The organism is Pseudoroseicyclus aestuarii, from assembly GCF_003217255.1.
Taxonomy (GTDB): Bacteria; Pseudomonadota; Alphaproteobacteria; order Rhodobacterales; family Rhodobacteraceae; genus Pseudoroseicyclus; species Pseudoroseicyclus aestuarii.
This window is the reverse complement of sequence record NZ_QJTE01000001.1, coordinates 922,305-945,295: the sequence shown is the minus strand read 5'-3', so window position 1 is coordinate 945,295 and position 22,991 is coordinate 922,305. Positions and strand designations below refer to the sequence as shown.

The following is a 22,991-nucleotide window of genomic DNA, read 5'->3' as shown; positions in this document are numbered from 1 at the left end:
CTTGGATTTCTCGCAGCTGCTCCCTCAGTTCGGCAACCTCGCCTTCACGCTGGTGGCCTTCATCGTCGCGCTGTCGGTGATCGTTGCCGTGCATGAATTCGGGCATTACATCGTCGGCCGCTGGTGCGGCATCCGGGCCGAGGTCTTCAGCCTCGGCTTCGGCCCCGTCATCGCCTCGCGCATGGACCGGCGCGGCACGCGCTGGCAGCTGGCGGCGCTGCCTTTCGGGGGCTACGTGAAGTTCAGCGGCGACAGCAATGTCGCCTCGGTCGGCGGGATCGAGCTGTCGGATATCGAGGGCGGGCATCGGCGCGAGACCATGCTCGGCGCGCCGCTCTGGGCGCGGGCCGCCACGGTCGCTGCCGGGCCGGTCTTCAACTTCATCCTCAGCATCCTGATCTTCACCGGCATCATGATGTCGCAGGGCCAGCCGGCGACGCCGCTGACCATCGCCGCGCTCAAGCCGCTGCCCCAGACCTACGACGTCGAGCTGGAGCCGGGCGACGAGATCCTGGCGGTTGCGGGGCAGCCCGTGGCCGAGGAGGGGCTCGTCTTCACCGGCGATTATCCCGACAGCCCGGTCGTGGACTATACTATCCGCCGCGCCGGCGCCGAGCAGGTCGTGACCGGGCCCTATCCCGCGCTGCCGCTGGCCGGCTCCATCTCTCCGGGCTCTCCGGCCTATGCCGCCGGGCTGCGCAGCGGCGACGTGATCCAAAGCCTCGACGGAGAGCCGATCCATGCCTTCGAGCAGATCGTCGAGGCCGTCACCGCCTCGGAAGGGGCACCGATGCAGCTGGGCATCTGGCGCGACGGAGAGAGCTTCTCGGTCGACCTCGCCGCCCGCAGCACCGACATGCCCCGCGCCGGCGGCGGTTTCGAGACGCGCTGGCTGCTGGGCATCGGCAGCGGCAGCTTCTTCGAGGCGGCGAGCGAGCCCCTGCCGCCGCTCGAGGCGCTGAGCCTCGCCGTCTCGCAGCTCTGGATGATCGTCAGCTCCTCGATCTCGGGGCTGGGGCACATGCTGACCGGGGCGATTTCCTCCTGCAATCTCTCGGGGCCTGTGGGCATCGCCGAAACCTCTGGCGCGATGGCCAGCCAGGGCGCGTCGAGCTTCATCTGGTTCGTCGCCGTCCTCTCGACCGCCGTGGGCCTGCTGAACCTCTTCCCGGTGCCGGTGCTCGACGGCGGGCACCTCGTCTTTCACGCCTGGGAGGCCGTGACCGGCCATCCGCCCAGCGAAAAGGCCCTGCAGGTGCTGATGAGCGTCGGCCTTGCGCTGATCCTGACGATGACCGTCTTCGCGGTGATGAACGACCTCTTCCTCTGCCCCTGACCGGGTTCAGGGCCGGGGGAGGGCGCACAACCGCTTGCGCCCCTCGCGCCGAAGGCGGCAAGGTTTTGACAAGACGGGGCCGAATGGGTACGCCCCTGAGCAACAAAAGCCGTAGGCGGGGGCAGCGAGAATGATGCTAAAGGGTGCGGGCGCTTCGGCGCGTCGAAAGCTGCGCAGCGGCGGGGCCGCAATGGCCATGGCGGGCGCGCTTGCGGCGGCAACCCTGGTGGCGCCGGCCTGGGCCCAGTCCTTCCGCTTCGACACGGTGCAGGTCACCGGCAACCAGCGGATCGAGCCTGCGACCATCCTCAGCTATGCCGGCATCACCCGCGGTGAGGCGGTCAGCGCCGGGGCGCTGAACGATGCCGCCCAGCAGCTGCGCCAGACCGGCCTTTTCGAAAGCGTCGACGTGGTGCCGCAGGGCAATACGCTGACCATCGACGTCACCGAATGGCCGACGATCAACCGCATCAGCTTCGAGGGCAATTCCCGGATCGACGACGAGGAGCTGGCCGAGGTCACCGGCAGCATCGAGCGCCGCGTCTACAGCCCCGAGCAGGCCGAGATCGACACTGCCGCCATCGTGCAGGCCTATGCCGAGCGCGGGCGCATCGACACCGTGGTCATGCCCTCGATCATCCGGCGCGCCGACAACCGCGTCGATCTGGTCTTCGACATCGCCGAGGGCGGCGTCACCGAGATCGAGCGCATCAGCTTCGTCGGCAACCGCAGCTTCGGCGAGCGGCGGCTGCGCGCCGTCCTCGCGACCCGCCAGGCCGGGTTGCTGCGCCAGATCATCCAGAGCGATACCCTCGTCGAGGACCGGCTGACCTTCGACCGCCAGCTGCTGGTCGATTTCTACAACTCGCGCGGCTTCCCCGATGCCCGCGTCGACAGCGTCGATGCCTCCCTCACGCGCGAGCGGGACGCCTACCTCATCACCTTCAACGTGACCGAGGGGCCGCGCTACCGCATCGGCAATGTCTCGGTCGTCAGCGATTATGCCGGCGTCGATCCCAATACCTTCGCCGGGGCCGCGCAGCTGCGTGGCGGGCGGTACTATTCGCCCAGCAACATCGACGACGACATCGCCCGGATGGAGCGGCTGGCGATCCGCGAGGGCGTGGACTTCCTGCGCGTCGATCCCGAGATCACCCGCAACCCGCGCGACCTGACGCTGGATGTGACTTATCACCTGCGCCGCGGCGAGCGTGTCTTCGTCGAACGGATCGACATCGAGGGCAACAACACCACGCTCGACCGGGTGATCCGCAACCAGTTCCGCACCGTCGAGGGCGACCCCTTCAACCCCCGCGCCATCCGCGAGAGCGCGGAGCGGGTGCGAGCGCTGGGATACTTCGGCGACGCCTCGGTCAACACGCAGCCCGGATCGCAGCCCGATACCGTGGTCATCGACGTCGACGTCGAAGAGGCGCCGACAGGCTCGCTCAGCTTCGGGGCGAACTTTTCCTCGGACGACGGTGTGGCGCTGGTCGCCGGCCTGCAGGAGCGGAACTTCCTCGGGCGCGGGCAGACGCTGGGTTTCGACATCTCGACCAGCCGGTCGAACCGCATCTTCAGCTTCGATTTCGCCGAGCCGAACTTCCTCGGGCGTGACCTCAGGGCCGGCTTCTCGCTGGATTACCGGTCGACCAAGTCGGACGAGGATCGCAGCCGGCTTTACGACACCGACACCTTCCGCATCTCGCCCTCGTTCGCCTTCCCGGTCAGCGAGAACGGGCGGCTCAGCCTCTATGTCGCGACCGAGTACAACAACATCACCGATGTCGACGATGACGCCAGCCAGGTCATCAAGAACGAGGCCGAGGATGCCGGCGAATGGACCCAGTCCATCGGCTATACCTATACCTTCGACACCCGCCGCACCGGCATCAACCCGACCTCGGGCGTGCTGCTGCGCTTCGGGCAGGAGTTCGGCATCGGGGATCGGCAGTTCGTCCAGACCTCGGCCCTGGCCAGCGCCGAGCGCCGTGTCCTGGGCGAGGAGGTGACGCTGCGCGCCACGGTCGAGGGGGCGCATCTCTACTATAACGAGGGCAGCTCTCGCGTCACGGACCGCTACTTCCTGGGCAGCCGCATCATGCGCGGCTTCCAGTCGGGCGGCATCGGCCCGCGCGACGCCGATACCGACGACGCCCTTGGCGGTAACACCTATGCCGTCGCGCGGCTGGAATCCGAGTTCCCGCTGGGCCTGCCCGAGCAGTACCAGATCTCCGGCGGCGCCTTCCTCGACTACGGCTCGGTCTGGGACGTGGGCGAGACCTATGACGCCGACGTGCTCTACAACGACTACACGCCCCGCGCCGTGGTCGGTGTCTCGCTGTTCTGGACCACGCCGCTGGGCCCGCTGCGCTTCAACTTCACCGAGGCCCTGATGTCCGAGGACAAGGACGAGACGCGCGGCTTCGACCTGACGATCCAGTCGCAGTTCTGATGGGCTGGCGAGGGGTCCTGCTGAGCCTCGGCCTCGCGCTGGCGCTTGGGGCGGGACCCGCCGCCGCGCAGCGCGTGGAGGAGGCGGGCCCCGCCACCGGCCCCGCGGTTCCGCCCTCGGTCCTTGTCCTCGACACCGACCGGCTCTTTGCCGAGACGGCTTTCGGCCAGCGCGTCAGCGAAGAGGTCGGCGCCCGCACCGATGCGTTGATCGAGGAGAACCGCCGCATCGAGGCGCAGCTGACCGAGGAAGAGCGCAGCCTGACCGAGCGCCGCGCCACTATGGATCCGGCCGCCTTCCGCGAAGAGGCAGAGGCCTTCGACACCCGCGTCCAGGCCATCCGACAGGAGCAGGACGCCAAGGAGCGGGCGCTGCAGCAATCGGTCTCGGCCGAGCGCGGCGCCTTTCTCGATGCGGCCGGGCCGACGCTGGGGCAGCTCATGCTCGACCGCGGCGCCAGCGTGATCCTCGACCGCCGCAGCGTCTTTCTCAGCGCCGCCGCGGCCGATATCACCGATGCCGCCATCGAGGCGCTGGACCGGAGCATCGGCGACGGCGCCGATCTGGCCGGCCAGCGCAGCGACGGCGATGCGCCCGCCCAGCCGCAGCCCCAGTCCCAGCCCTGAGGGGCGCCCAGCTTGCCGTGCCGCGGGACAGTTGCTAACAGCAGCGCCACATCCTGAAGGGACCGCCATGACCGATACCGACACCGCCGATGCCGCCTCGATCACCGAGGCCGACATCCAGCTGATCCAGCGGATCCTGCCGCATCGCTACCCCTTCCTGCTGGTCGACCGCGTGACGAAGATCGACGGGCTGAAGTCCGCGGTCGGGATCAAGAACGTCACGATGAACGAGCCGCATTTCCAGGGCCACTTCCCTGGCCAGCCGATCATGCCGGGCGTGACGATCATCGAGGCCATGGCCCAGACCGCCGGCGTCATGTGCGCCTGCGCGATGAACAAGATCGACGGCGATCTGATGATCTACTTCATGAACATCGACAACTGCAAGTTCCGGCGCAAGGTCGTCCCCGGCGACCAGCTCGAGATGCATGTCGAGGTGATGCGCGGCCGTCCGGGCGGGCGCGTCTGGCGGTTCCGCGGCACCGGCTATGTCGACGGCGAGGTCGCGGCGGAGGCGGAGTTCGCCGCCATGATCGATCCCGGGTCGGCCCGGTGACGGCGATGATCCATCCCACGGCGCTGGTCGAGCCCGGCGCAGAGCTTGCCGATGGCGTGAGCATCGGCCCCTTCTGCCATGTCGGCCCCAAGGTGGTCCTGGGCGAGGGCGTCGTTCTGCGCAGCCATGTCGTGGTGACCGGCGACACCCGGATCGGCGCGGGCACGGAGGTCTTCTCCTTCGCGGTGCTGGGGGAGGTGCCGCAGGATCTGAAATACGGCGGCGAGGCGACGCAGCTTCGCATCGGCGCGCGCAACCGCATCCGCGAGCATGTGACGGTGAACATCGGCACCGAGGGCGGCGGCGGCGTGACGCGCATCGGCGACGATTGCCTGCTGATGGCGGGCGTGCATGTCGCGCATGACGTCCAGCTGGGCGACCGCGTGATCATGGTCAACAACTCGGGTGTCGCGGGCCATGCGCAGATCGGCGACGACGTGATCCTCGGCGGGATTTCCGGCGTGCATCAATGGGTGCGGATCGGCCGCGGCGCGATCATCGGCGGGCTGTCCAAGGTGACGCGCGACGTCATCCCCTTCGCCCTCGTCAACGGCGAGGATGCCGCGCTCGAGGGGCTGAACCTCGTCGGCCTGCGCCGCAAGGGCACCCCGCGCGAGGACGTCTCGGCCCTGCGCGCCGCGCTCGAGACGCTGCGTAGCGGCGACGGCTCCTTCGCCGAGCGAGCCGAGGCGCTGCGCGGCGGCGGCACGAGCATGGTCGAGGAGATCGCCGATTTCATCCTCGCCGGAAGCGACCGGCACTTTCTCGTGCCGCGATGAGCCGGCAGGCGCTCTTTGCCTTCGCCGGCGGCCTTCCGGCGGCGCTGGCCCAGCGGCTCGAGGCGCCGCTGATCTGCGAGATGGAGGGGATGCCCACGGAGATCCCCGATGGGTACGAGCGTCTGTCCTACCGGGTCGAGACGCTCGGCACTCTGTTGCAGGATCTCAAGGCCCGCGGCGTGGCCGAGGTGGTCTTCGCCGGCGGCCTCAGCCGGCCCGCGATCGATCCTTCGCGGATCGACGCCGCGACCATGCCGCTGGTGCCGCGGCTGATGGGCGCGCTGGGGCAGGGCGACGATGCCACCCTGCGCGCGGTGATCGCCGTCTTCGAGGGCGAGGGCTTCGCCGTCCGCGCCCCGCATGAAGTCGCGCCCGCTCTGCTGCCGCCCGAGGGGGTGCTGGGCGCCGTCCCGCTGCCCAAGGGCGCGGACCCCGATGCCAAGCGCGGCGCCGCGATCCTTGCCGCGATGGGCGCCGCCGATGTCGGGCAGGCCTGCGTCGTGCGCGGCGGCCTTTGCCTGGCCGTCGAGGCGCTGCCGGGCACCGACTGGATGCTGGACCATTTGGGCGATCTCGCCGCCGGGGGGATGCTCTGCAAGGGGCCGAAACCGGGGCAGGACCGGCGCGTGGACCTGCCGGTGATCGGGCCGGGCACCGTGGCCCGTGCCGCCGCCGCCGGCCTGACCTCCATCGTGATCGAGGCCGGCGGCGTCATGGTGCTGGAGCGTGAGGCGGTGATCGCCGCGGCGGATGCGGCCGGCATCGCGCTCTGGGTGCGCCCCGCTTGACGCGGGTCTTCGTCATCGCGGGCGAGCCGTCGGGCGACCGGCTGGGCGGCGCCGCGATGGCAGGCCTGCGCCAGCTCGAGCCGGAAATAACCTTTTCCGGCGTGGGCGGGCCGCAGATGGCCGCGCAGGGGCTGCAGAGCCGCTTCGACATGGAAGAGCTGTCGGTCATGGGGCTGGCCGAGGTGCTGCCCCGCCTGCGCCCGCTGCTGCGCCGGATCGAGGAGACGGCGCAGGCCGCCATCGCCGAGCGTCCCGATGTCCTTCTGACCATCGACAGCCCCGACTTCTGCCTGCGCGTCGCCGCCCGCGTGCGCGCCGCCGCGCCCGGGATCAGGACGGTGCATTACGTCGCCCCCTCGGTCTGGGCATGGCGGCCGAAGCGGGCGGTGAAGATGGCGCGCCACATCGATGAGGTGCTGGCGCTGCTGCCCTTCGAGCCGCCCTACATGCAGGCCGCCGGCATGGATTGCACCTTCGTCGGCCATCCGGTCGTCGCGGAGCCCGTCGCCAGCCCGGCTGCCGTCCGCGCCTTTCGCGAGACCTATGCCGGGGATGGCCCGCTGATTTTGGCGCTGCCCGGATCGCGCCGGGGCGAGGTCACGCGGCTCATGCCGCGCTTCGGCGCCACGCTGGCCCGGGTGCTGGCGCAGCGGCCCGGCGCGCGGGTGGTGCTGCCCATGGCCGCCCCCGTTGCGGGCCTCGTGCGCGAGATGGCGCAGGATTGGCCGCAGGTGCACCTCCTCGACCCGGCGGCGCCGGATGCGGAGGAGGTCAAGCGCGCCGCCTTCGCCGCCGCCGATGTCGCGCTCGCGGCCTCGGGGACCGTCTCGCTGGAGCTGGCGGCGGCGGATACGCCGATGGTGATCGGCTACGACGCGGCATGGCTGACGCGGCAGATCATCGGGCGGATGATGCGGATCGACACCGTGACGCTGGTCAACCTCGTCAGCGAGACCCGCGCGGTGCCCGAGTTCATCGGCGCGGCCTGCCGCCCCGAGGCCATGGCCGAGGCGCTTCTGCAGCAGATCGCGGATCCCGCGCCGCAGCGTGCCGCCCTGTCGCTGACGATGGAGCGGCTGGGCCGCGACGGGCCGCCGCCGGGGCTGCGCGCGGCGCGCGCCCTGCTCGAGGGGCTGCGCGGGGCAGGGTGACGCGCCGGGGCTTTCTGCCTCAGCCGTCCTTCAGCTGCCCCCGGAGCCAGGCGATCTCTTCCTCGACGAGGCTATGGCCTGAGCCGGGGATCACCAGGGTCTTCGCCTCTGCGCCCATGCCTTCCAGCACCTCGGCCGAGGTGCGCACCCGCGCCAGCGGGATATGAGGATCGCGCTCGTGGCATCCGATCAGCAGCGGCACCCCGGCGAGCGATCCGTCGTAGTCGAACCGCTTGTCGGCATGGCCGTAGAGCGCGGCCTGCACCGGGCCCTCCGCCTCGCCCATCCCGACGAGCGCCCCCGAAAGCGCCGCCACCGCCCGCAGCGGCGGCGAGAGTCGGGCCGCGGCCTCGAGCGTGAGGCAGGCGCCTTGGCTGAAGCCGGCGAGGACGACCCGCTCGGGCCCGATGCCCGCGCGGTCCAGATCCGCCAGCAGCGCCGCGACCACCGAGAGCGCGCTCGAGAGCGCCGGCTCGTTCTGGGCAAGGGGCGCGAGGAAGCTGCCGGGCCACCAGGACCGGCCCGCCGCCGCGGGGGCGATGGCCAGCACATCCGGCAGGCCGAGGTGGTCGTGAAGGCCCAGCATGTCCTCCGGCCCTGCGCCGCGGCCGTGCAGCATCACCAGCGCCAGACGCGCGTCCCCCGGCGCCGGGCCGGCCAGCGCCAGCGGCTGCCCGGCATGGGGACCTTCTCCGCGCGTCAGGGCGGGCAGGCTTGCCTCCGCGCTCACGGCGCTGTCCTGCGCCGCTCGGGCAGGGTCAGCTTCGGCAGGACGGCCTCGATCTGCGCCCTGTGCGCCTCGTATTGCGGCGGCAGCTTCAGAGCTTCGCCCAGGTTCGCGGCCTCTTCGTCGGTGGCGAAGCCCGGCGGATCGGTCGCGATCTCGAAGAGCACGCCGCCCGGCGTGCGGAAGTAGATCGCGTCGAAATACTGCCGGTCGATCACCGGGGTCACCTCCATCCCGATCTCGGCCAGCCGCTTGCGCCAGGCGGCCTGATCCTCTGGCGTCGGGGCGCGGAAGGCGACGTGGTGGATCGTGCCGGCGCCAGATCGGCGCATCGAGGGCGCGTCGGAGGTGACGATATCCACGAGTTCGGCCCGGCCCCCGCCGGCGACACGGAAGCGGATGCGCCGCTCCTGCCCGCCGGTGCCGCCGGTCGCGGCATCGTCTTCCTCGACCTGCGCGTAGCCCATCGCCTCGAGGACGCGGGCCGTCGGCTCGACTTTCTTCAGCCAGAGCGTCACGGAGTGAAAGCCGCCGTCCCGCAGCCCGCCCTCGATCAGCTCGATGCGCAGCCCGTCGGGATCGCTCAGCGCGATGCCGCGCTCTCCCAGCCGGGACCAGGGCCCCTCTAGGTCGATCCCCTCGGCGGTGAGGCGCTCGATCCAGCCGTCGAGGTCCGAGACGGCATAGGCCACGGCACTCGCCGCGCCCGGGCCGGCGCGGCCCGGCCCCGCCTGCACGAAGGGAAAGAAGGTCAGGATCGAGCCCGGCGCCGCGTCCTCGTCGCCGTAGTACAGGTGATAGGTACCCGGATCGTCGAAGTTCACCGTGCGTTTGACCAGCCGCTGGCCGAGGTGCCGCACATAAAAGTCGAGGTTCGCCTGCGGCGGCCCGCTGATCGCGGTCACATGGTGCAGGCCGGGGACGGTCGGTGTCATGGGATGCCTCCGCTCGGGTCCAGGAAGGGCGGAGCCTTCCACAAGTGTCTCGCCGCCCAGTCTAGGGCGACGAGAGCTGAGCGACAGCGAAAAGCGCCGGGATTTCCCCGGAAGGGACGGATCAGGCGGCGCCGGTGATCCAGCCGCCGCCCAGCACCCGCGTGCCCTCGGGCGCGTAGAAGACGCAGGCCTGGCCCGGCGCGACGCCTTCCTCGGGGGTCAGCAACTCGACCTCGGCGCCATCCGCAGTGGGGCGCAGCACGGCCTCCTGCGGCGCCTTTGTGGAGCGGACGCGGACCAGCAGCTCGCGCTCGGGCTGATCGCCGAAGGCATCGTCGCCCAGCCAGTTCACCTCCTTGAGGCGGATGGTGCGAGTGGCGAGCAGCTCCTTGGGTCCGACGATCACCTGCCGCGCCTCGACGTCGAGGCGCACGACGTAAAGCGGCTCGTCCAGCCCGCCGATGCCAAGGCCGCGGCGCTGGCCGACGGTGTAGTGGATGACGCCCCGATGCTCGCCCAGCACGCGGCCGTCGGCATGGACGATCTGCCCGGCATCGGCGGCGCCGGGACGCAGCTTCTCGATCACGCTGGCGTAGTTGCCCTGCGGGACGAAGCAGATGTCCTGGCTGTCGGGCTTGTCGGCGATCGACAGCCCGTAGCGCGCCGCCAGGGCCCGCGTCTCGGCCTTGGAGGCGAGACCGCCAAGCGGGAAGCGCAGGTAATCGAGCTGCGGGCCGGTGGTCGAGAACAGGAAATAGCTCTGGTCGCGGGCGGCATCGGCAGCGCGGTGCAGCTCTGCGCGCGCATCGCCCATCTCGCGCCGGATGTAGTGGCCGGTCGCCATGCAATCGGCGTCCAGATCCTTGGCCGTCGCGAGCAGGTCCTTGAACTTCACCCGCTCGTTGCAGCGGATGCAGGGCACGGGCGTCGCCCCGGCAAGGTAGCTGTCGGCGAACTCGTCGATCACCGCTTCCTTGAAGACGTTCTCGTAGTCGAGGACGTAATGCGGAAAGCCCATGGTCTCGGCCACGCGGCGGGCGTCGTGGATGTCGCGCCCGGCGCAGCAGGCGCCCTTCTTGGCCAGCGCCGCGCCGTGATCGTAAAGCTGCAGCGTGACACCGACGACGTCGTAGCCCTCTTCGGCCAGCATCGCGGCCACGACCGAGCTGTCGACGCCGCCGGACATGGCGACGACGACGCGGGTCTCGGCCTTCGGCTTGGCGAAGCCGAGGGAGTTGATCGCGGGATCGAGCGGCATGGGCTGGCCTTTCGAGAAAGGGACGGGGTCCGAAGTGGCGGCGACTATAGGCCTCTGCGGCGCCGGCTCCAACCCCGGGGCCGCGCCGTTTCACCGCATTTTAAGTGGCAGCGGCTATGCAGCCTGCGGGGGTCTGAGAAGGGGTTTGTGATGTATCTCAAGCGGATCGAAGGACCGCGTGCCGTCAAGCTTCCCGACGGCACGGTGATGACGCGCGCGGATATGCCGCCGCCGACGACACGGCGCTGGGTCGCCTCGCGCAAGGCGGCGGTGCTGCGGGGCATGGCCTCGGGCCTGGTGTCCCGGCGCTGGGTGCTCGAGGCCTACGACCTGAGCGAGGAGGAATTGGAAAGCTGGGAGCGGGCGGTGACGCTGCATGGCGTCGGCGCGCTGCGGGCCACGGCGCTGCGCCGGTATAGACAACCTGAGGGATAACGCGGTAACAGAATTGAAACGGTAACGTGTGATTAACTTTCCAGCCCGTAAAAGGGGGCCAGCTGTCGCCGTAATGTGGAGTTGCCGAGATGCGCGTCCTGCTCGTGGAAGACGATCCGACGACCTCTAAGAGCATCGAGCTGATGCTGACCCATGCCAACCTCAACGTCTATGCCACGGACCTGGGGGAGGAGGGGATCGATCTGGCCAAGCTTTACGATTACGACCTGATCCTGCTCGACCTGAACCTGCCGGACATGACCGGCCACGAGGTGCTGCGCCAGCTGCGCCTGGCGCGGATCGAGACGCCGATCCTGATCCTCTCGGGCGAGGACGGCACGGAAAGCAAGATCAAGGGCTTCGGCTTCGGCGCGGACGACTACATGACCAAGCCCTTCCACCGGGACGAGCTTGTCGCCCGCATTCATGCGATCATCCGCCGCTCCAAGGGGCATTCGCAGTCGATCATCCGCACCGGGGAGATCGCGGTGAACCTCGACGCCAAGACGGTCGAGGTGGCGAACCAGTCGGTGCATCTGACCGGCAAGGAATACCAGATGCTCGAGCTGTTGAGCCTGCGCAAGGGGACGACGCTGACCAAGGAGATGTTCCTCAATCACCTCTATGGCGGCATGGACGAGCCGGAGCTGAAGATCATCGACGTCTTCATCTGCAAGCTGCGCAAGAAGCTGAGCCAGGCCAGCGGCGGCAACAGCTATATCGAGACGGTCTGGGGCCGGGGATACGTGCTGCGCGATCCCGACGAGAATGCCGCGCCGCCGCATCAGAAGCTGGCCATCGGCGCCTGATCCACCCCGCGGGGCGGGCGCCCGCATGATCCGCGCCTGCCGCCGCGCCGCGCTGGACGCGGCGGCCCGTCAGGCCTACCTAACGGGCCGGATTAAGGGTTAGCGCGGGGCCGCGACGTGGCAGAGAAGTCGACTCGGCCGAGGACTGAGGCAACAGGCAAGCAGCAGGCAGCAAAGGCAGCGGACCAAAGCGACCAGCCGGCCGCGCCTCTCCCTTATGAGACGGATGTTGCGGGGCTGATAAAGGCCCTTGCTCGGCGTCCGGACGCCGAGACGCTCGAGGAGGAGGTGGCGCGGGCGGAACTCGCAGATCTGGCCCCGATCCTGGCGCAGGCCGATGAAGCCTATCATGCGCAGGACGAGCCGATCCTGTCCGATGCGGACTACGACCGGGTCAAGCGCCGCTACGCCGCGATAGAGGCGGCCTTTCCGGCCCTCAGCGCCGAGGACAGCCCCACCCAGCGGGTCGGCCATGCGCCGGCAGCCGGTTTCGGCAAGGTCACGCATAGCCGGCGCATGATGTCTCTCGGCAATGCCTTCTCCGCCGAAGAGATCACCGAATTCGACAAGCGAATTCGCCGCTTTCTCGGCCTCTCCGATGAGGCGCCTCTTGCCTATACCGCGGAGCCGAAGATCGACGGCCTGTCGCTTTCGCTCCGCTACGAGAAGGGGGAGCTCGTCCAGGCCGCGACACGAGGAGATGGCAGCACCGGCGAGGATGTGACGCGCAACACGCGCACCATCGCGGATATCCCGACCAGGCTCAGCGGGGCCCCGGATCTGCTCGAGGTGCGCGGCGAGGTCTACATGACCCACCGGGATTTCGAGGCGCTGAACCAACGCCAGACTGAAGCCGGCGCCAAGACCTTTGCCAATCCGCGCAACGCCGCCGCCGGGTCCCTTCGCCAACTGGACCCCGAGGTGACGCGGGGCCGGCCGCTGCGGTTCTTTGCCTATGGCTGGGGCAACCTGTCGGAGCCGCTGGCGCAGACGCAGAAAGCCGCGCTCGACAGGCTGCAGGCCCTGGGATTCTCGGTCAATCCGCTGACCCGGCTGTGCGACGGGCCAGAGGCGCTGGTCGAGGTCTATGCCGGCATCGAGGCGCAGCGTGCGACGCTGGGCTACGATATCGACGGCGTGGTCTACAAGGCGGACGACCTGGCCTACCAGGAGCGGCTGGGCTTCCGCTCCACCACGCCCCGCTGGGCCATGGCGCACAAGTTTCCGGCGGAATTGGCCTGGACCTGGCTGACCGGCATCGACATCCAGGTCGGGCGCACCGGCGCGCTCTCCCCGGTGGCGCGCCTGCAGCCGGTGACGGTGGGCGGCGTCGTCGTCTCGAACGCGACGCTGCACAACGAGGATTACATCGCCGGGCGCGATTCCAAGGGCGTGGAGATCCGGGGCGGCCGCGACATCCGCGAAGGCGACTGGGTACAGGTCTACCGCGCCGGCGACGTGATCCCCAAGATCGCCGATGTCGACCCGGCCAAGCGCGGCGCGGGCTCTCTCCCCTACAGCTTCCCCCAGGCCTGCCCGGAATGCGGATCCGACGCGATCCGAGAGCCCGGCGATTCCGTCCGGCGCTGCACCGGCGGCCTCATCTGCCCGGCGCAGGCGGTCGAAAAGCTGAAGCATTTCGTCTCGCGCGGGGCCTTCGACATCGAGGGGCTGGGCGCCCGCCAGATCGAGATGTTCTACGCCGACGAGGTGCTGCCGATCCGCGAACCGGCGGATATCTTCACCCTTCGCGCGCGCGACGAGGACCAGCTTGCGAAGCTGCGGAACCGCATGGGCTATGGCGCCAAAAGCGCCGAGAAGCTCTTCGACTCCATCGAGGCGCGGCGCCGGATCCCGCTCGCGCGGCTGATCTTCGCGCTGGGGATCCGGCATGTCGGAGAAAGCGCGGCGCAGCTTCTGGCGCGGCATTACCGCAGCTGGGAGCATCTGGCCGCGGCGCTGGACAAGGCCGAGCCGGGGCAGGGCGAGGCCTGGGAGGAGCTGACCGGCATCGACGGCGTCGGCAGCGTCATGGCGACCGAGCTTGTCGCGACCTTCCACCAGGAGGCGGAGCGGCACTCCATCGACGCCCTCGTCGCCCAGCTCGAGGTCGAGGAGGCCGAGGCGCCGGCCTCGGACAGCGCGATTGCGGGCAAGACCCTCGTCTTCACCGGCACGCTCGAGCACATGAGCCGGGCCGAGGCCAAGGCCCGGGCCGAGGCGCTGGGGGCCAAGGTGTCCGGCTCCGTCAGCAAGCGCACCGACCTCGTGGTGCTGGGCCCCGGCGCGGGCTCCAAGGGCGCGAAGGCCGCCGAGCTGGGGATCGAGACGATAGACGAGCAGGCCTGGCTCGCCCTCGCCGGCGAGGCATGAGCACGGCGCCGCCGCCCGCGAAGGGGCGCCCCGAGGCGCTGTTCCCGCTTTTCGGCTCGGTCACGGCGCTGCCCGGGATCGGCCCGAAGCTGTCGCGCCAACTCGAGGCGGCGGGGCTGGGCCGGCCGCGCGACCTGCTGTTGACCCTGCCCGGCAGCGGCGTGGACAGGACCCGGCGCCGGAGCATCCGCGAGGTGGTGCCGCCCTGCACGGTCACCGTCGAGGTGCGCGTGGGCCCCCATCAGCCGCCGCGCGCCAAGGGCAAGCCCTGGCGCATCCTCGTCGAGGATGCCGAGACCTCCTTCACGCTTGTCTACTTTCGGGCTGGCGCCGATCAGCTGCAGAAGATCCTGCCGACAGGGCAGCGCCGCCTCGTCTCGGGCCGCGTCGAGCTTTTCGACGGGATCGGGCAGATGGTGCATCCCGATCACGTGCAGCCACCGGAACGCGCCGAGGCGATCCCGCTCTTCGAGCCGGTCTATCCCCAGATCGGCGGCGTTCCGCCCCGGATGATCGCGCGCGGCGCCCGCGGGGCCATCGATCTGGCGCCGGACATGGCCGAATGGATCGACCTACCCCTGCGCGAGCGCGAAGGCTGGCCCGGCTGGAAGGAGGCCGTGACAGCGGCCCATGCGCCCGAGGGGGCGGCGGATCTCTCGCCCTCGGCGCCGGCGCGGCTGCGGCTGGCCTATGACGAGCTTCTCGCGCACCAGATCACCCTTGCCCTGGCCCGCGCGACGCGGCGCCGCGCGCGGGGGCGCGCCAGTCCTGGCGATGGACGGCTGGTGCGGCGGATGCTGGAGGCACTGCCCTATGCCCCCACCGGCGCGCAGGACCGGGCAATCGCGGAGATCGGCGCCGACATGGCCTCGGACCAGCGCATGAACCGGCTGCTCCAGGGCGATGTCGGGGCCGGCAAGACGCTGGTGGCCATGGCCGCGCTGCTGACCGCGGTGGAGGCGGGCGGGCAGGGCGTGCTGATGGCCCCGACCGAGATCCTGGTCCGCCAGCACCTGGAGGGCCTGCGCCCCCTGGCCGAGGCGACGGGGGTCCGCATCGCCGGGTTGACGGGGCGCGACAGCGGAGCCGACCGGGCGGCGACCCTGGCGGCCCTGGCCTCGGGCGAGATCGGCATCCTGATCGGCACCCACGCGGTGTTCCAGAAGGACGTGGTGTTTCAGGACCTGCGCCTTGCGATCATCGACGAGCAGCATCGCTTCGGCGTGGCCCAGCGGATGGAGCTGGGGGCCAAGGGGGCGGCGGCCGACGTGCTGGTGATGACCGCCACGCCGATCCCGCGGAGCCTCTCGCTTACGCAATATGGCGATATGGATGTCAGCCTGCTGGACGAGAAACCGCCCGGACGGCAGCCGATCCACACCGCGCTCGCCTCGACCGAGCGGCTGGACGAGGTGCTCGCCAACCTGCGGCGCGCGCTGCAGGAGGGGGGGCAGGCCTATTGGGTCTGCCCGCTGGTCGAGGACAGCGAGACCAGCGACCTGATATCGGCCGAGGCGAGGTTCAGGACCCTGCGGCAGGCCCTGGGGGAGCAGGCCGTCGGGCTGGTCCACGGCCAGATGACCCCGGCCGAGAAGGACGCCGCCATGGCCCGCTTCGTCGCCGGCGAGACGCAGGTTCTCGTGGCCACGACCGTGATCGAGGTCGGCGTCAACGTGCCGGCCGCCTCGATCATGGTGATCGAGCGGGCCGAGACCTTTGGCCTTGCGCAGCTGCACCAGCTGCGCGGGCGGGTCGGGCGCGGCAGCAAGAAGTCGACCTGCCTCCTGCTCTACCAGGCCCCGCTGGGCGAGACGGGGCGTCGGCGGCTCGAGGTCCTGCGCGAGACGGAGGACGGCTTCCGCATCTCGGAAGAGGACCTCGCCATGCGCGGCGCGGGCGACATGATCGGCACGGCGCAATCCGGCTTGCCGCGCTTTCGCATTGCCGACCTGGAGCGCCAGCCGGGGCTGATGGCGCTGGCGCAAAGCGATGCCCGTGCCCTGCTGGAGCGCGATCCGACGCTGAGCAGCGACAGGGGGCGGGCGGTGCGGATGCTTCTGTGGCTGATGGAACAGGATCAGGCGATCCGTCTGATTTCCGTGGGCTAACCTCCTGTTGGCAAGATGTTCTCCGATGTTCTCATTGGGTTCTTTACAAGTGGTGAAGATTGTGAGAACAAAGGTGCAACGGAAGCGTCGAAACGGAGGAAGCCATGGCGCAGGATTTGAAAGCAGCGGTGATGCGCTCTCGCGAGACCTTGCTGTCCGATGCCCTGGGGGGGGCCGCTCTCGCGCTTCTGTTCGTCGGGGCACTGTCCCTGCCTCGACTGGTCATGTGACGCTGTCTGACTGACCTTTCGGCCCATGCGCCTGTCCCGGCGCAGCGGCGGACTGCCTGATCCGCACCCGGGCCGATGCCTGCACCTGCCGCCGCCACCCATAGGGTGCGCGGCGGTTTTTTCATGTCGATCAGGCCTCTTGCCTGCTGGTCTCGCGCGCTTTGGCGACGGCCTCGGCCACCGCCTCGATCGCCAGAAGGATCGAGGGGTGGCGATTGCGATGCTCGCGCGCAGGGGTAAGGACCTCGAACCCCTCGAAGGGGGCGGCGGGCACCGGCCCGCCGTCCTTGAGCATGGCGCGCAGCGCATCGCGGGCCGCGACGAGTTCCGCCTCCGTCCGCCCGATGACAGCGGCGCCGACGACCGAGGCGGAGGCCTGGCCCAGGGCGCAGGCCTTCACGTCCTGACCGTATGCCGCGACGCGCCCATCCTCGACCACCACGTCGACCGTCACGGTCGAGCCGCAGAGCGGCGAGCGCCGCCGCACCGTCGCATCGGGCGCCTCGAGCCGCTCCGTCAGGGGCATCTCGGCGGCGAGGCCGAGGATGCGGGCGGAGTACAGCTTTATCATGTCGGTCTCGGCGGCCATGGTTTGCCCTTTCCTTTGCTGCACCATACCTAGGGCGCAGATGCCCAGGAACAAAAGGTGCGGAATGTCATTCGATCCCGCTTCACTTCGCTTTGATGACCGCGGCCTGCTGCCTGTGATCGCCCAGGATCACGCCAGCGGCGAGGTGCTGATGCTGGCCTGGATGAACGCCGAGGCGGTGACGATGACGCTGGAGACCGGCCGCGTGACCTACTGGTCCCGCTCGCGCCAGTCCTTCTGGATCAAGGGCGAGACCTCGGGCCATGTGCAGCGGCTTGTCGAGATGCGGATCGATTGCGACAGCGACGCCATCCTGGTGCTCGTGGATCAGACCGGCCCCGCCTGCCATACGGGAAAAAGAACCTGCTTCTACAAGGCCTTGCGGGACGGGGCGGAGGTAGAGCTCATGGCGCCGGAGGGCTGAAGCCCGACCATGCGCCGGATATCCGCGGGCTGTACGCCCTCGTCCCGGTAGCGGGCGATGGCGCGTGCATCGTCCCGCTTCGCCAGCCGCCGACCCGTCTCGTCACGGATCAGGCGGTGATGGTGATAGATCGGCGTCGGCAGGCGCAGAAGGCCTTGGAGCAGCACCTGCACCGGCGTTGCGTCGAAGAGGTCGCGTCCACGGACCACGTGGGTGACGCCCTGCAAGGCATCGTCCCAGACGCAGGCCAGCAGGTAAGAGGTGGCGCCGGTCTCCTTTCGGCCCAGCACGACGTCGCCGGTGCCATCGATCAGGCTTTGCGCATCGCATTCATGACGGGGTGCAAGTCCTTCTCCAGTCTCGAGAAATGCTATACTTCCATCAAGGACCGAGAGTGCTTGCCGGATGTCGAGCCGCAGGGCGTCCCCGTCGCGCCGCGAGGCCATGCTGCGTCCGCGGCAGGTGCCGGGATAGACGATACCGTCGGGGCCGGAAACTGGCGCTCCCTCCTGCGGCGCAGACAGGGCGGCCCGAATATCGCCGCGCGTGCAGCTGCAGGGATAGACCACGCCGAGCGAGACGAGCTGGTCAAAGGCCTCGGCATAGTCGTCCTCATGCTCGGACTGACGACGGGCGGGCGTCGGCCACTCCAGCCCCAGCCAAGCGAGATCGATCTCGATCAGCGCCTCCCACTCGGGCTTGCTGCGCTGCCGGTCGGTGTCCTCGATCCGCAGGAGCATCTCGCCCCCGGCCCGCTGCGCCATGTCCCAGGCGGTCAGGGCCGAAAAGGCATGGCCAAGATGCAGCGGACCCGTCGGCGAGGGCGCGAAGCGGGTGATCACCTCAGTCGCGGCGCCCCTTCATGGCGCGGGCAAGCTTGTCGTTGCTCCGGTTGGTGGAGCTTTGGTGGATGATCAGCCAGGCCAGGATGATGAAGATCGGATGGCCGAGACCGCCAGAGATCAGGACGGCGGGAAGCCAGATGATCAGCACGACCAGGCCAAGGATGACCCGGCCCGTCAGCATGATCGAGACCGGCGGCAGGAGGAGGGCGAGAAGATAGAGCATGCGAGAGCCTTGTTCAGAAAAGCTTTGGCTTAATGTGGGCGCCCTTCGCGCCCGGACAATGGCCCTAGGCCGGCTCTTTTACCTTCTGCTCGAGCCAATTGGTCCAGGCCTGCTTCGCGCGGTCGGTGTAGCCCTTGTACCGCTCCTTGCGGCCCCGGCGCCCGCCGCGCACGTCTTCGAGCGGGGGGAAGAGGCCGAAATTCACGTTCATCGGCTGGAAGGTCTTGGCATCGGCCCCGCCGGTGATATGCGTGACCAGCGCGCCGATCGCCGTCTCTGCCGGGACGGCGGGCAGCTCCTGCCCCTGCGCCTCGGCCACGGCGAGGCGACCAGCCAAGAGGCCCATCGAGGCGCTTTCGACATAGCCTTCCACGCCAGTAACTTGTCCGGCGAAGCGGATGTTCGGGCGACTGCGCAGGCGCAGGGCCCCATCCAACAGGCGGGGCGAGTTCAGGAAGCTGTTGCGGTGGATCCCGCCAAGACGCGCGAACTCCGCCTCCTGCAGGCCGGGAATCGTTTGGAAAACAGCCTTCTGTGCGCCGTACTTCATCTTCGTCTGGAAGCCGACGATGTTGTAGAGGGTGCCAAGCGCGTTGTCGCGGCGCAGCTGGACGACGGCATAGGCCTTCTCGTCAGGCTTATGCGCGTTGGTCAGGCCGATGGGCTTCATCGGGCCGAACCGCAGCGTCTCGCGCCCGCGTTCGGCCATGACCTCGATCGGCAGGCAGCCGTCGAAATAGCCGGCCGCCTCACCCTCGCGGAAGGGTGTGGTCTCGGCGGCCAGAAGCGCGTCGATGAAGGCCTCGTACTGGTCCTTGGTCATCGGGCAGTTGATGTAGGCCGTGCGCTCGTCCTCGGTCTCGCCCTTGTCGTAGCGCGACTGGCGCCAGGCCACGTCCATGTCGATGCTATGGGCGTGGACGATGGGGGCGATGGCATCGAAGAAGGCGAGCGATTCCGCACCCGTTTCGGCCTGGATCGCCTGCGCGAGCGCAGGGGAGGTCAGCGGCCCGGTGGCGAAGATCCACTGGCCCTCGGAGGGAAGCTCCGTGACCTCTTCGTCCGAGACGGAGATCAGCGGATGGGCGCGCAGGTGGTCGGTGATCTCCTGCGCGAAAGCCTCGCGATCGACGGCGAGGGCGCCGCCCGCCGGCAGGCGGTGCTTGTCGGCGCTGGCCATGACGAGGCTGCCGGCCTGGCGCATCTCCCAGTGCAGCAGGCCGACGGCGTTCTGTTCGTCGTCGTCCGAGCGGAAGGAGTTCGAGCAGACCATCTCGCCGAAATTGCCGGTTTGATGGGCGAAGGTGCCGACCTTGGGCCGCATCTCGTGCAGGACGACGGGCAGACCCGCCTCTGCGGCCTGCCATGCGGCTTCGGAGCCGGCCATGCCACCGCCGACGATGTGAAGGGGCTTCGTCATGATGCCTCCGCTGGTTTGAATGTCAGGTCCGCCCGGCCTGATGCGGCCGGGCGGTCCGGGTGACCTCAGTCCTCGTCGCCCGCCTCGGGGGACGCGTCCTCGATCGCCTCGTCGACGGCGTCCGAGGCTTCGGCGATGCGCGCGACAGAGACGACTTCTTCGCCCGGTCCGGTGTTGAAGACGCGCACGCCGCCGGCACCGCGAGAGCGATAGGAAATGCCCTCGATCGGCACGCGGATCGACTGGCCGGTGCTGGTGACCAGCATGATCTGGTCGCTGGCCTCAACAGGGAAGGCGCTGACGATGGCGCCGGCCTCGCGCCCGCGACGATCGCCGAGGTCCATCGCGTTCACGCCCTGGCCGCCGCGCCCGCGAACGGGGTACTCGTGGCTCGAGGTGGTCTTGCCCAGCCCGCCGGAAGTGATGGTCAGGATCAGCTCCTCGGCGGCGGACATCTGCGCGAAGTCGGCGACGGAGAAGTCGCCCGCCTCGACGTTGTCCTCGTCGTCCGCAGCCTCCTCTTCGGTCACGCCGGCCTGGGCACGGCGCATCTTGAGATAGGCGGCGCGCTGCGCGGGATCGGCCTCGTAGTGCCGGATCGTGGTCATCGAGACGACCTGATCGCCGTTCAGCAGTCGGATGCCGCGCACGCCGGTGGAATCGCGGCCACGGAAGACCCGCACGTCGGTCGAGCGGAAGCGGATGGCGCGACCGGCGTCGGTCCACATCATCACGTCGTCCTCCTCGGAGCAGATGCGCGCCCCGATCAGCCGCGTCTCCTCGTCCGGCAGCTTCATCGCGATCTTGCCGTTGCGCATGACATTCGTGAAGTCCGACAAGGCGTTACGCCGCACATCTCCGGCAGAGGTTGCAAAGACGATCTGCAGCTGATCCCATTCGTCCTCGTCGCGGTCGACAGGCATGATCGCGGCGATGCCGGTGCCCGGCTCCAGCCCCTCGATCACATTGGCCAGCGCGCGGCCACGGCTGTTGCGGCTGCCCAGCGGCAGGCGCCAGGTCTTCAGCTTGTAGACCATGCCGGTGGTGGTGAAGAACAGCAGCGCAGTATGGGTATTGGCGACGAAGAGCGTCGTGACGACATCCTCGTCCTTCATCGACACGCCCGACAGGCCCTTGCCGCCGCGCCGCTGGGCGCGGAAATCGGCCAGCGGGGTGCGGCGGATGTAGCCGCCCTGCGTGACGGTAACGACCATGTCCTCGCGCTCGATCAGGTCCTCGTCGCCGAGGTCACCGGCCCAGTCCACGATCTCGGTCCGGCGCGGCACGGCGAAGAGGTCCTTCACCTCGCGCAGCTCGCTGCGGATGATGTCGAGGATGCGCTCGCGGCTGCCGAGGATGTCGAGGTAATCCCGGATCTTGGCGGCCAGCTCCTGCAGCTCGTCGGTGACTTCCTGCACGCCGAGCTGCGTCAGGCGCTGCAGCCGCAGCTCGAGGATGGCGCGCACCTGCGTCTCGGAGAGGTTGTAGGTGCCGTCATCGTTCATCTTGTGCGTCGGATCGTCGATCAGCCGGATGTACTCGGCGATCTCATGCGCCGGCCAGCGCCGCTCCATCAGCTTTTCGCGCGCCTCGGGCGCATCGGCAGAGCTGCGGATCGTGGCGACGACCTCATCCACGTTCGAGACGGCGACGGCGAGGCCGCAGAGGATATGCGCCCGCTCGCGCGCCTTGCGCAGCAGATAGGCGGTGCGGCGCGCCACGACATCCTCGCGGAAGTCGACGAAGGACGACAGGAATCGCTGCAGGGTCAGCGTCTCGGGCCGTCCTCCGTTCAGCGCCAGCATGTTGCAGCCGAAGCTGGTCTGCATCGGCGTAAAGCGGAAGAGCTGGTTCAGCACCACGTCGGCGGTGGCGTCACGCTTGAGCTCGATCACGACGCGCACGCCGTGACGGTCGCTCTCGTCCTGGACGTGGGCGATGCCCTCGATCCGCTTGTCGCGGGCCGCCTCGGCGATGCGGTCGATCATCGAGGCCTTGTTCACCTGATAGGGGACCTCGTCGATGACGATGGCCTCGCGATCCTTGCGGATCTCCTCGACATGGGTGCGGGCGCGCATGATGACGCTGCCGCGCCCCTCGAGGTAGGCCTTGCGCGCCCCGGAGCGGCCCAGCATCAGCCCGCCGGTCGGGAAATCGGGCCCCGGCACGATCTGCATCAGCCGCTCGGCCGAGATGTCGGGATCGTCGATCAGCGCGAGGGTGGCATCGACAACCTCGCCCAGATTGTGCGGCGGGATGTTGGTCGCCATGCCGACGGCGATGCCGCCCGCGCCATTGACCAGCATGTTCGGGAACCGCGCCGGCAGCACCGTCGGCTCTCGGTCCTTGCCGTCGTAGTTGTCCTGGAAATCGACGGTATCCTTGTCGATGTCGTTCAGCAGGAAGGCTGCGGGCCGGTCCATGCGGACCTCGGTGTAGCGCATGGCGGCGGGGCTGTCCCCGTCCATGGAGCCGAAGTTGCCCTGACCGTCCAGCAGCGGCAGCGACATGGAAAAGTCCTGCGCCATCCGGGCGAGGGCGTCGTAGATCGCGCTGTCGCCATGCGGGTGGTACTTGCCCATGGTGTCGCCGACGGAGCGGGCGGACTTGCGGTACGGCTTGTCGTGCGTGTTCCCGGACTCGTGCATCGCGAAGAGGATGCGCCGGTGCACGGGCTTGAGGCCGTCGCGCAGGTCCGGGATCGCCCGGCTGACGATCACGCTCATCGCGTAGTCGAGGTAGGAGGTCTTCATCTCCTGCGTGATGGAGATCGTCGGGCCGGTGTGCACCGGCCGTTCCGGCCCGGCGGGGCCGTCTGCCGCCTCTGGCGTGTCGGGGATGTCGGTCAAGGCGGGGCCTGCTGCTGTAATTTCGCTAGATATTGTTGGCCCTTTCTATATCCCGCCCGGCATGTGGTAGCAACA

At 69.2% G+C, this 22,991-nt stretch carries 21 protein-coding genes; 13 read left to right on the top strand and 8 right to left on the bottom strand.

What is annotated here, in order from left to right; all coding sequences use genetic code 11:
* The first annotated feature begins 1 nt into the window (after position 1).
* From rseP to lpxB, 7 genes are all read left to right on the top strand, one after another.
* Positions 2 to 1,336 (top strand): RIP metalloprotease RseP, encoded by a 1,335-nt coding sequence (rseP, locus tag DFP88_RS04420; protein ID WP_110813200.1) that lies wholly within the window; start codon positions 2 to 4, stop codon positions 1,334 to 1,336.
* Between the two features lie 130 nt (positions 1,337 to 1,466).
* Positions 1,467 to 3,791 carry an outer membrane protein assembly factor BamA gene (bamA, locus tag DFP88_RS04415; protein WP_245904675.1) on the top strand — a complete coding sequence of 775 codons (2,325 nt, stop codon included), beginning with the start codon at positions 1,467 to 1,469 and terminating at the stop codon, positions 3,789 to 3,791.
* Positions 3,791 to 4,417 (top strand): OmpH/Skp family outer membrane protein, encoded by a 627-nt coding sequence (locus tag DFP88_RS04410; protein WP_110813199.1) that lies wholly within the window; start codon positions 3,791 to 3,793, stop codon positions 4,415 to 4,417. The genes bamA and DFP88_RS04410 overlap by 1 nt, the downstream gene beginning before the upstream one ends.
* A gap of 67 nt (positions 4,418 to 4,484) precedes the next feature.
* Positions 4,485 to 4,973, top strand: coding sequence for a 3-hydroxyacyl-ACP dehydratase FabZ (gene fabZ, locus DFP88_RS04405; protein WP_110813198.1), 489 nt, complete (start codon positions 4,485 to 4,487; stop codon positions 4,971 to 4,973).
* A 5-nt stretch (positions 4,974 to 4,978) separates the two neighbouring features.
* A complete protein-coding gene (gene lpxA, locus DFP88_RS04400; protein WP_110813197.1) occupies positions 4,979 to 5,752 on the top strand; it encodes an acyl-ACP--UDP-N-acetylglucosamine O-acyltransferase in 774 nt (257 codons plus the stop codon).
* Positions 5,749 to 6,540: an LpxI family protein gene (locus DFP88_RS04395; RefSeq protein WP_110813196.1), complete on the top strand. Its 792-nt coding sequence runs from the start codon at positions 5,749 to 5,751 to the stop codon at positions 6,538 to 6,540. Before lpxA ends, DFP88_RS04395 begins: the two co-directional genes overlap by 4 nt.
* Positions 6,537 to 7,691, top strand: coding sequence for a lipid-A-disaccharide synthase (gene lpxB / locus DFP88_RS04390; protein ID WP_281268146.1), 1,155 nt, complete (start codon positions 6,537 to 6,539; stop codon positions 7,689 to 7,691). Before DFP88_RS04395 ends, lpxB begins: the two co-directional genes overlap by 4 nt.
* A 19-nt stretch (positions 7,692 to 7,710) precedes the next feature.
* Here lpxB and DFP88_RS04385 read toward each other — a convergent pair whose 3' ends face one another.
* The 3 genes from DFP88_RS04385 to mnmA form a co-directional block, all read right to left on the bottom strand.
* Positions 7,711 to 8,421, bottom strand: a complete 711-nt coding sequence (locus DFP88_RS04385) for an alpha/beta hydrolase (protein WP_220032279.1) — start codon at positions 8,419 to 8,421, stop codon at positions 7,711 to 7,713.
* On the bottom strand, positions 8,418 to 9,353 hold the full coding sequence (locus DFP88_RS04380) for a ring-cleaving dioxygenase (RefSeq protein ID WP_110813194.1): 936 nt from the start codon (positions 9,351 to 9,353) through the stop codon (positions 8,418 to 8,420). The genes DFP88_RS04385 and DFP88_RS04380 overlap by 4 nt, the downstream gene beginning before the upstream one ends.
* A gap of 121 nt (positions 9,354 to 9,474) precedes the next feature.
* Entirely contained in the window at positions 9,475 to 10,611 is a 1,137-nt protein-coding gene (gene mnmA / locus DFP88_RS04375; protein WP_110813193.1) for a tRNA 2-thiouridine(34) synthase MnmA, read from the bottom strand.
* Between the two features lie 150 nt (positions 10,612 to 10,761).
* Between mnmA and sciP the strand changes: the two genes are divergently transcribed.
* The 5 genes from sciP to DFP88_RS17450 all read left to right on the top strand — a co-directional run bounded on the left by sciP (position 10,762) and on the right by DFP88_RS17450 (position 16,566).
* The gene (sciP, locus tag DFP88_RS04370; protein WP_110813192.1) at positions 10,762 to 11,046 is read left to right on the top strand and encodes a CtrA inhibitor SciP; all 285 of its coding nucleotides are present in this window, start codon (positions 10,762 to 10,764) and stop codon (positions 11,044 to 11,046) included.
* Positions 11,047 to 11,135: 89 nt separating this feature from the next.
* Complete coding sequence (gene ctrA / locus DFP88_RS04365; protein ID WP_110813191.1) at positions 11,136 to 11,855, top strand: response regulator transcription factor CtrA; 720 nt, start codon at positions 11,136 to 11,138, stop codon at positions 11,853 to 11,855.
* A gap of 288 nt (positions 11,856 to 12,143) precedes the next feature.
* Positions 12,144 to 14,228 carry an NAD-dependent DNA ligase LigA gene (gene ligA, locus DFP88_RS04360; RefSeq protein WP_245904674.1) on the top strand — a complete coding sequence of 695 codons (2,085 nt, stop codon included), beginning with the start codon at positions 12,144 to 12,146 and terminating at the stop codon, positions 14,226 to 14,228.
* Complete coding sequence (gene recG, locus DFP88_RS04355) at positions 14,225 to 16,336, top strand: ATP-dependent DNA helicase RecG (RefSeq protein WP_110813190.1); 2,112 nt, start codon at positions 14,225 to 14,227, stop codon at positions 16,334 to 16,336. The genes ligA and recG overlap by 4 nt, the downstream gene beginning before the upstream one ends.
* A gap of 104 nt (positions 16,337 to 16,440) precedes the next feature.
* Complete coding sequence (locus tag DFP88_RS17450) at positions 16,441 to 16,566, top strand: hypothetical protein (RefSeq protein ID WP_281268145.1); 126 nt, start codon at positions 16,441 to 16,443, stop codon at positions 16,564 to 16,566.
* Between the two features lie 130 nt (positions 16,567 to 16,696).
* On the opposite strand, the gene DFP88_RS04350 is transcribed toward DFP88_RS17450, so the two are convergent.
* Positions 16,697 to 17,155 carry an iron-sulfur cluster assembly scaffold protein gene (locus DFP88_RS04350; RefSeq protein ID WP_110813189.1) on the bottom strand — a complete coding sequence of 153 codons (459 nt, stop codon included), beginning with the start codon at positions 17,153 to 17,155 and terminating at the stop codon, positions 16,697 to 16,699.
* Between the two features lie 64 nt (positions 17,156 to 17,219).
* Between DFP88_RS04350 and hisI the strand changes: the two genes are divergently transcribed.
* Complete coding sequence (gene hisI / locus DFP88_RS04345) at positions 17,220 to 17,579, top strand: phosphoribosyl-AMP cyclohydrolase (RefSeq protein ID WP_110813188.1); 360 nt, start codon at positions 17,220 to 17,222, stop codon at positions 17,577 to 17,579.
* On the opposite strand, the gene gluQRS is transcribed toward hisI, so the two are convergent.
* The 4 genes from gluQRS to gyrA form a co-directional block, all read right to left on the bottom strand.
* Complete coding sequence (gene gluQRS / locus DFP88_RS04340; protein ID WP_110813187.1) at positions 17,525 to 18,421, bottom strand: tRNA glutamyl-Q(34) synthetase GluQRS; 897 nt, start codon at positions 18,419 to 18,421, stop codon at positions 17,525 to 17,527. The two genes, hisI and gluQRS, sit on opposite strands and share 55 nt — an antisense overlap.
* A 1-nt stretch (position 18,422) precedes the next feature.
* Positions 18,423 to 18,647: a hypothetical protein gene (locus DFP88_RS04335; RefSeq protein WP_110813186.1), complete on the bottom strand. Its 225-nt coding sequence runs from the start codon at positions 18,645 to 18,647 to the stop codon at positions 18,423 to 18,425.
* A gap of 64 nt (positions 18,648 to 18,711) precedes the next feature.
* Positions 18,712 to 20,067, bottom strand: a complete 1,356-nt coding sequence (gene trmFO, locus DFP88_RS04330) for a methylenetetrahydrofolate--tRNA-(uracil(54)-C(5))-methyltransferase (FADH(2)-oxidizing) TrmFO (RefSeq protein ID WP_110813185.1) — start codon at positions 20,065 to 20,067, stop codon at positions 18,712 to 18,714.
* A 65-nt stretch (positions 20,068 to 20,132) separates the two neighbouring features.
* A complete protein-coding gene (gene gyrA, locus DFP88_RS04325; RefSeq protein ID WP_110813184.1) occupies positions 20,133 to 22,916 on the bottom strand; it encodes a DNA gyrase subunit A in 2,784 nt (927 codons plus the stop codon).
* Positions 22,917 to 22,991 lie beyond the last annotated feature (75 nt).

Excerpts from the sequence above, each read along its gene's own strand:
- bamA (WP_245904675.1), top strand. The coding sequence starts at position 1,467 with ATGATGCTAAAGGGTGCGGGCGCTTCGGCGCGTCGAAAGCTGCGCAGC.
- DFP88_RS04410 (WP_110813199.1), top strand. The coding sequence starts at position 3,791 with ATGGGCTGGCGAGGGGTCCTGCTGAGCCTCGGCCTCGCGCTGGCGCTT.
- fabZ (WP_110813198.1), top strand. The coding sequence starts at position 4,485 with ATGACCGATACCGACACCGCCGATGCCGCCTCGATCACCGAGGCCGAC.
- lpxA (WP_110813197.1), top strand. The coding sequence starts at position 4,979 with ATGATCCATCCCACGGCGCTGGTCGAGCCCGGCGCAGAGCTTGCCGAT.
- DFP88_RS04395 (WP_110813196.1), top strand. The coding sequence starts at position 5,749 with ATGAGCCGGCAGGCGCTCTTTGCCTTCGCCGGCGGCCTTCCGGCGGCG.
- DFP88_RS04380 (WP_110813194.1), bottom strand. The coding sequence starts at position 9,353 with ATGACACCGACCGTCCCCGGCCTGCACCATGTGACCGCGATCAGCGGG.
- mnmA (WP_110813193.1), bottom strand. The coding sequence starts at position 10,611 with ATGCCGCTCGATCCCGCGATCAACTCCCTCGGCTTCGCCAAGCCGAAG.
- sciP (WP_110813192.1), top strand. The coding sequence starts at position 10,762 with ATGTATCTCAAGCGGATCGAAGGACCGCGTGCCGTCAAGCTTCCCGAC.
- ctrA (WP_110813191.1), top strand. The coding sequence starts at position 11,136 with ATGCGCGTCCTGCTCGTGGAAGACGATCCGACGACCTCTAAGAGCATC.
- recG (WP_110813190.1), top strand. The coding sequence starts at position 14,225 with ATGAGCACGGCGCCGCCGCCCGCGAAGGGGCGCCCCGAGGCGCTGTTC.
- DFP88_RS17450 (WP_281268145.1), top strand. The coding sequence starts at position 16,441 with ATGGCGCAGGATTTGAAAGCAGCGGTGATGCGCTCTCGCGAGACCTTG.
- DFP88_RS04350 (WP_110813189.1), bottom strand. The coding sequence starts at position 17,155 with ATGGCCGCCGAGACCGACATGATAAAGCTGTACTCCGCCCGCATCCTC.
- hisI (WP_110813188.1), top strand. The coding sequence starts at position 17,220 with ATGTCATTCGATCCCGCTTCACTTCGCTTTGATGACCGCGGCCTGCTG.
- DFP88_RS04335 (WP_110813186.1), bottom strand. The coding sequence starts at position 18,647 with ATGCTCTATCTTCTCGCCCTCCTCCTGCCGCCGGTCTCGATCATGCTG.
- trmFO (WP_110813185.1), bottom strand. The coding sequence starts at position 20,067 with ATGACGAAGCCCCTTCACATCGTCGGCGGTGGCATGGCCGGCTCCGAA.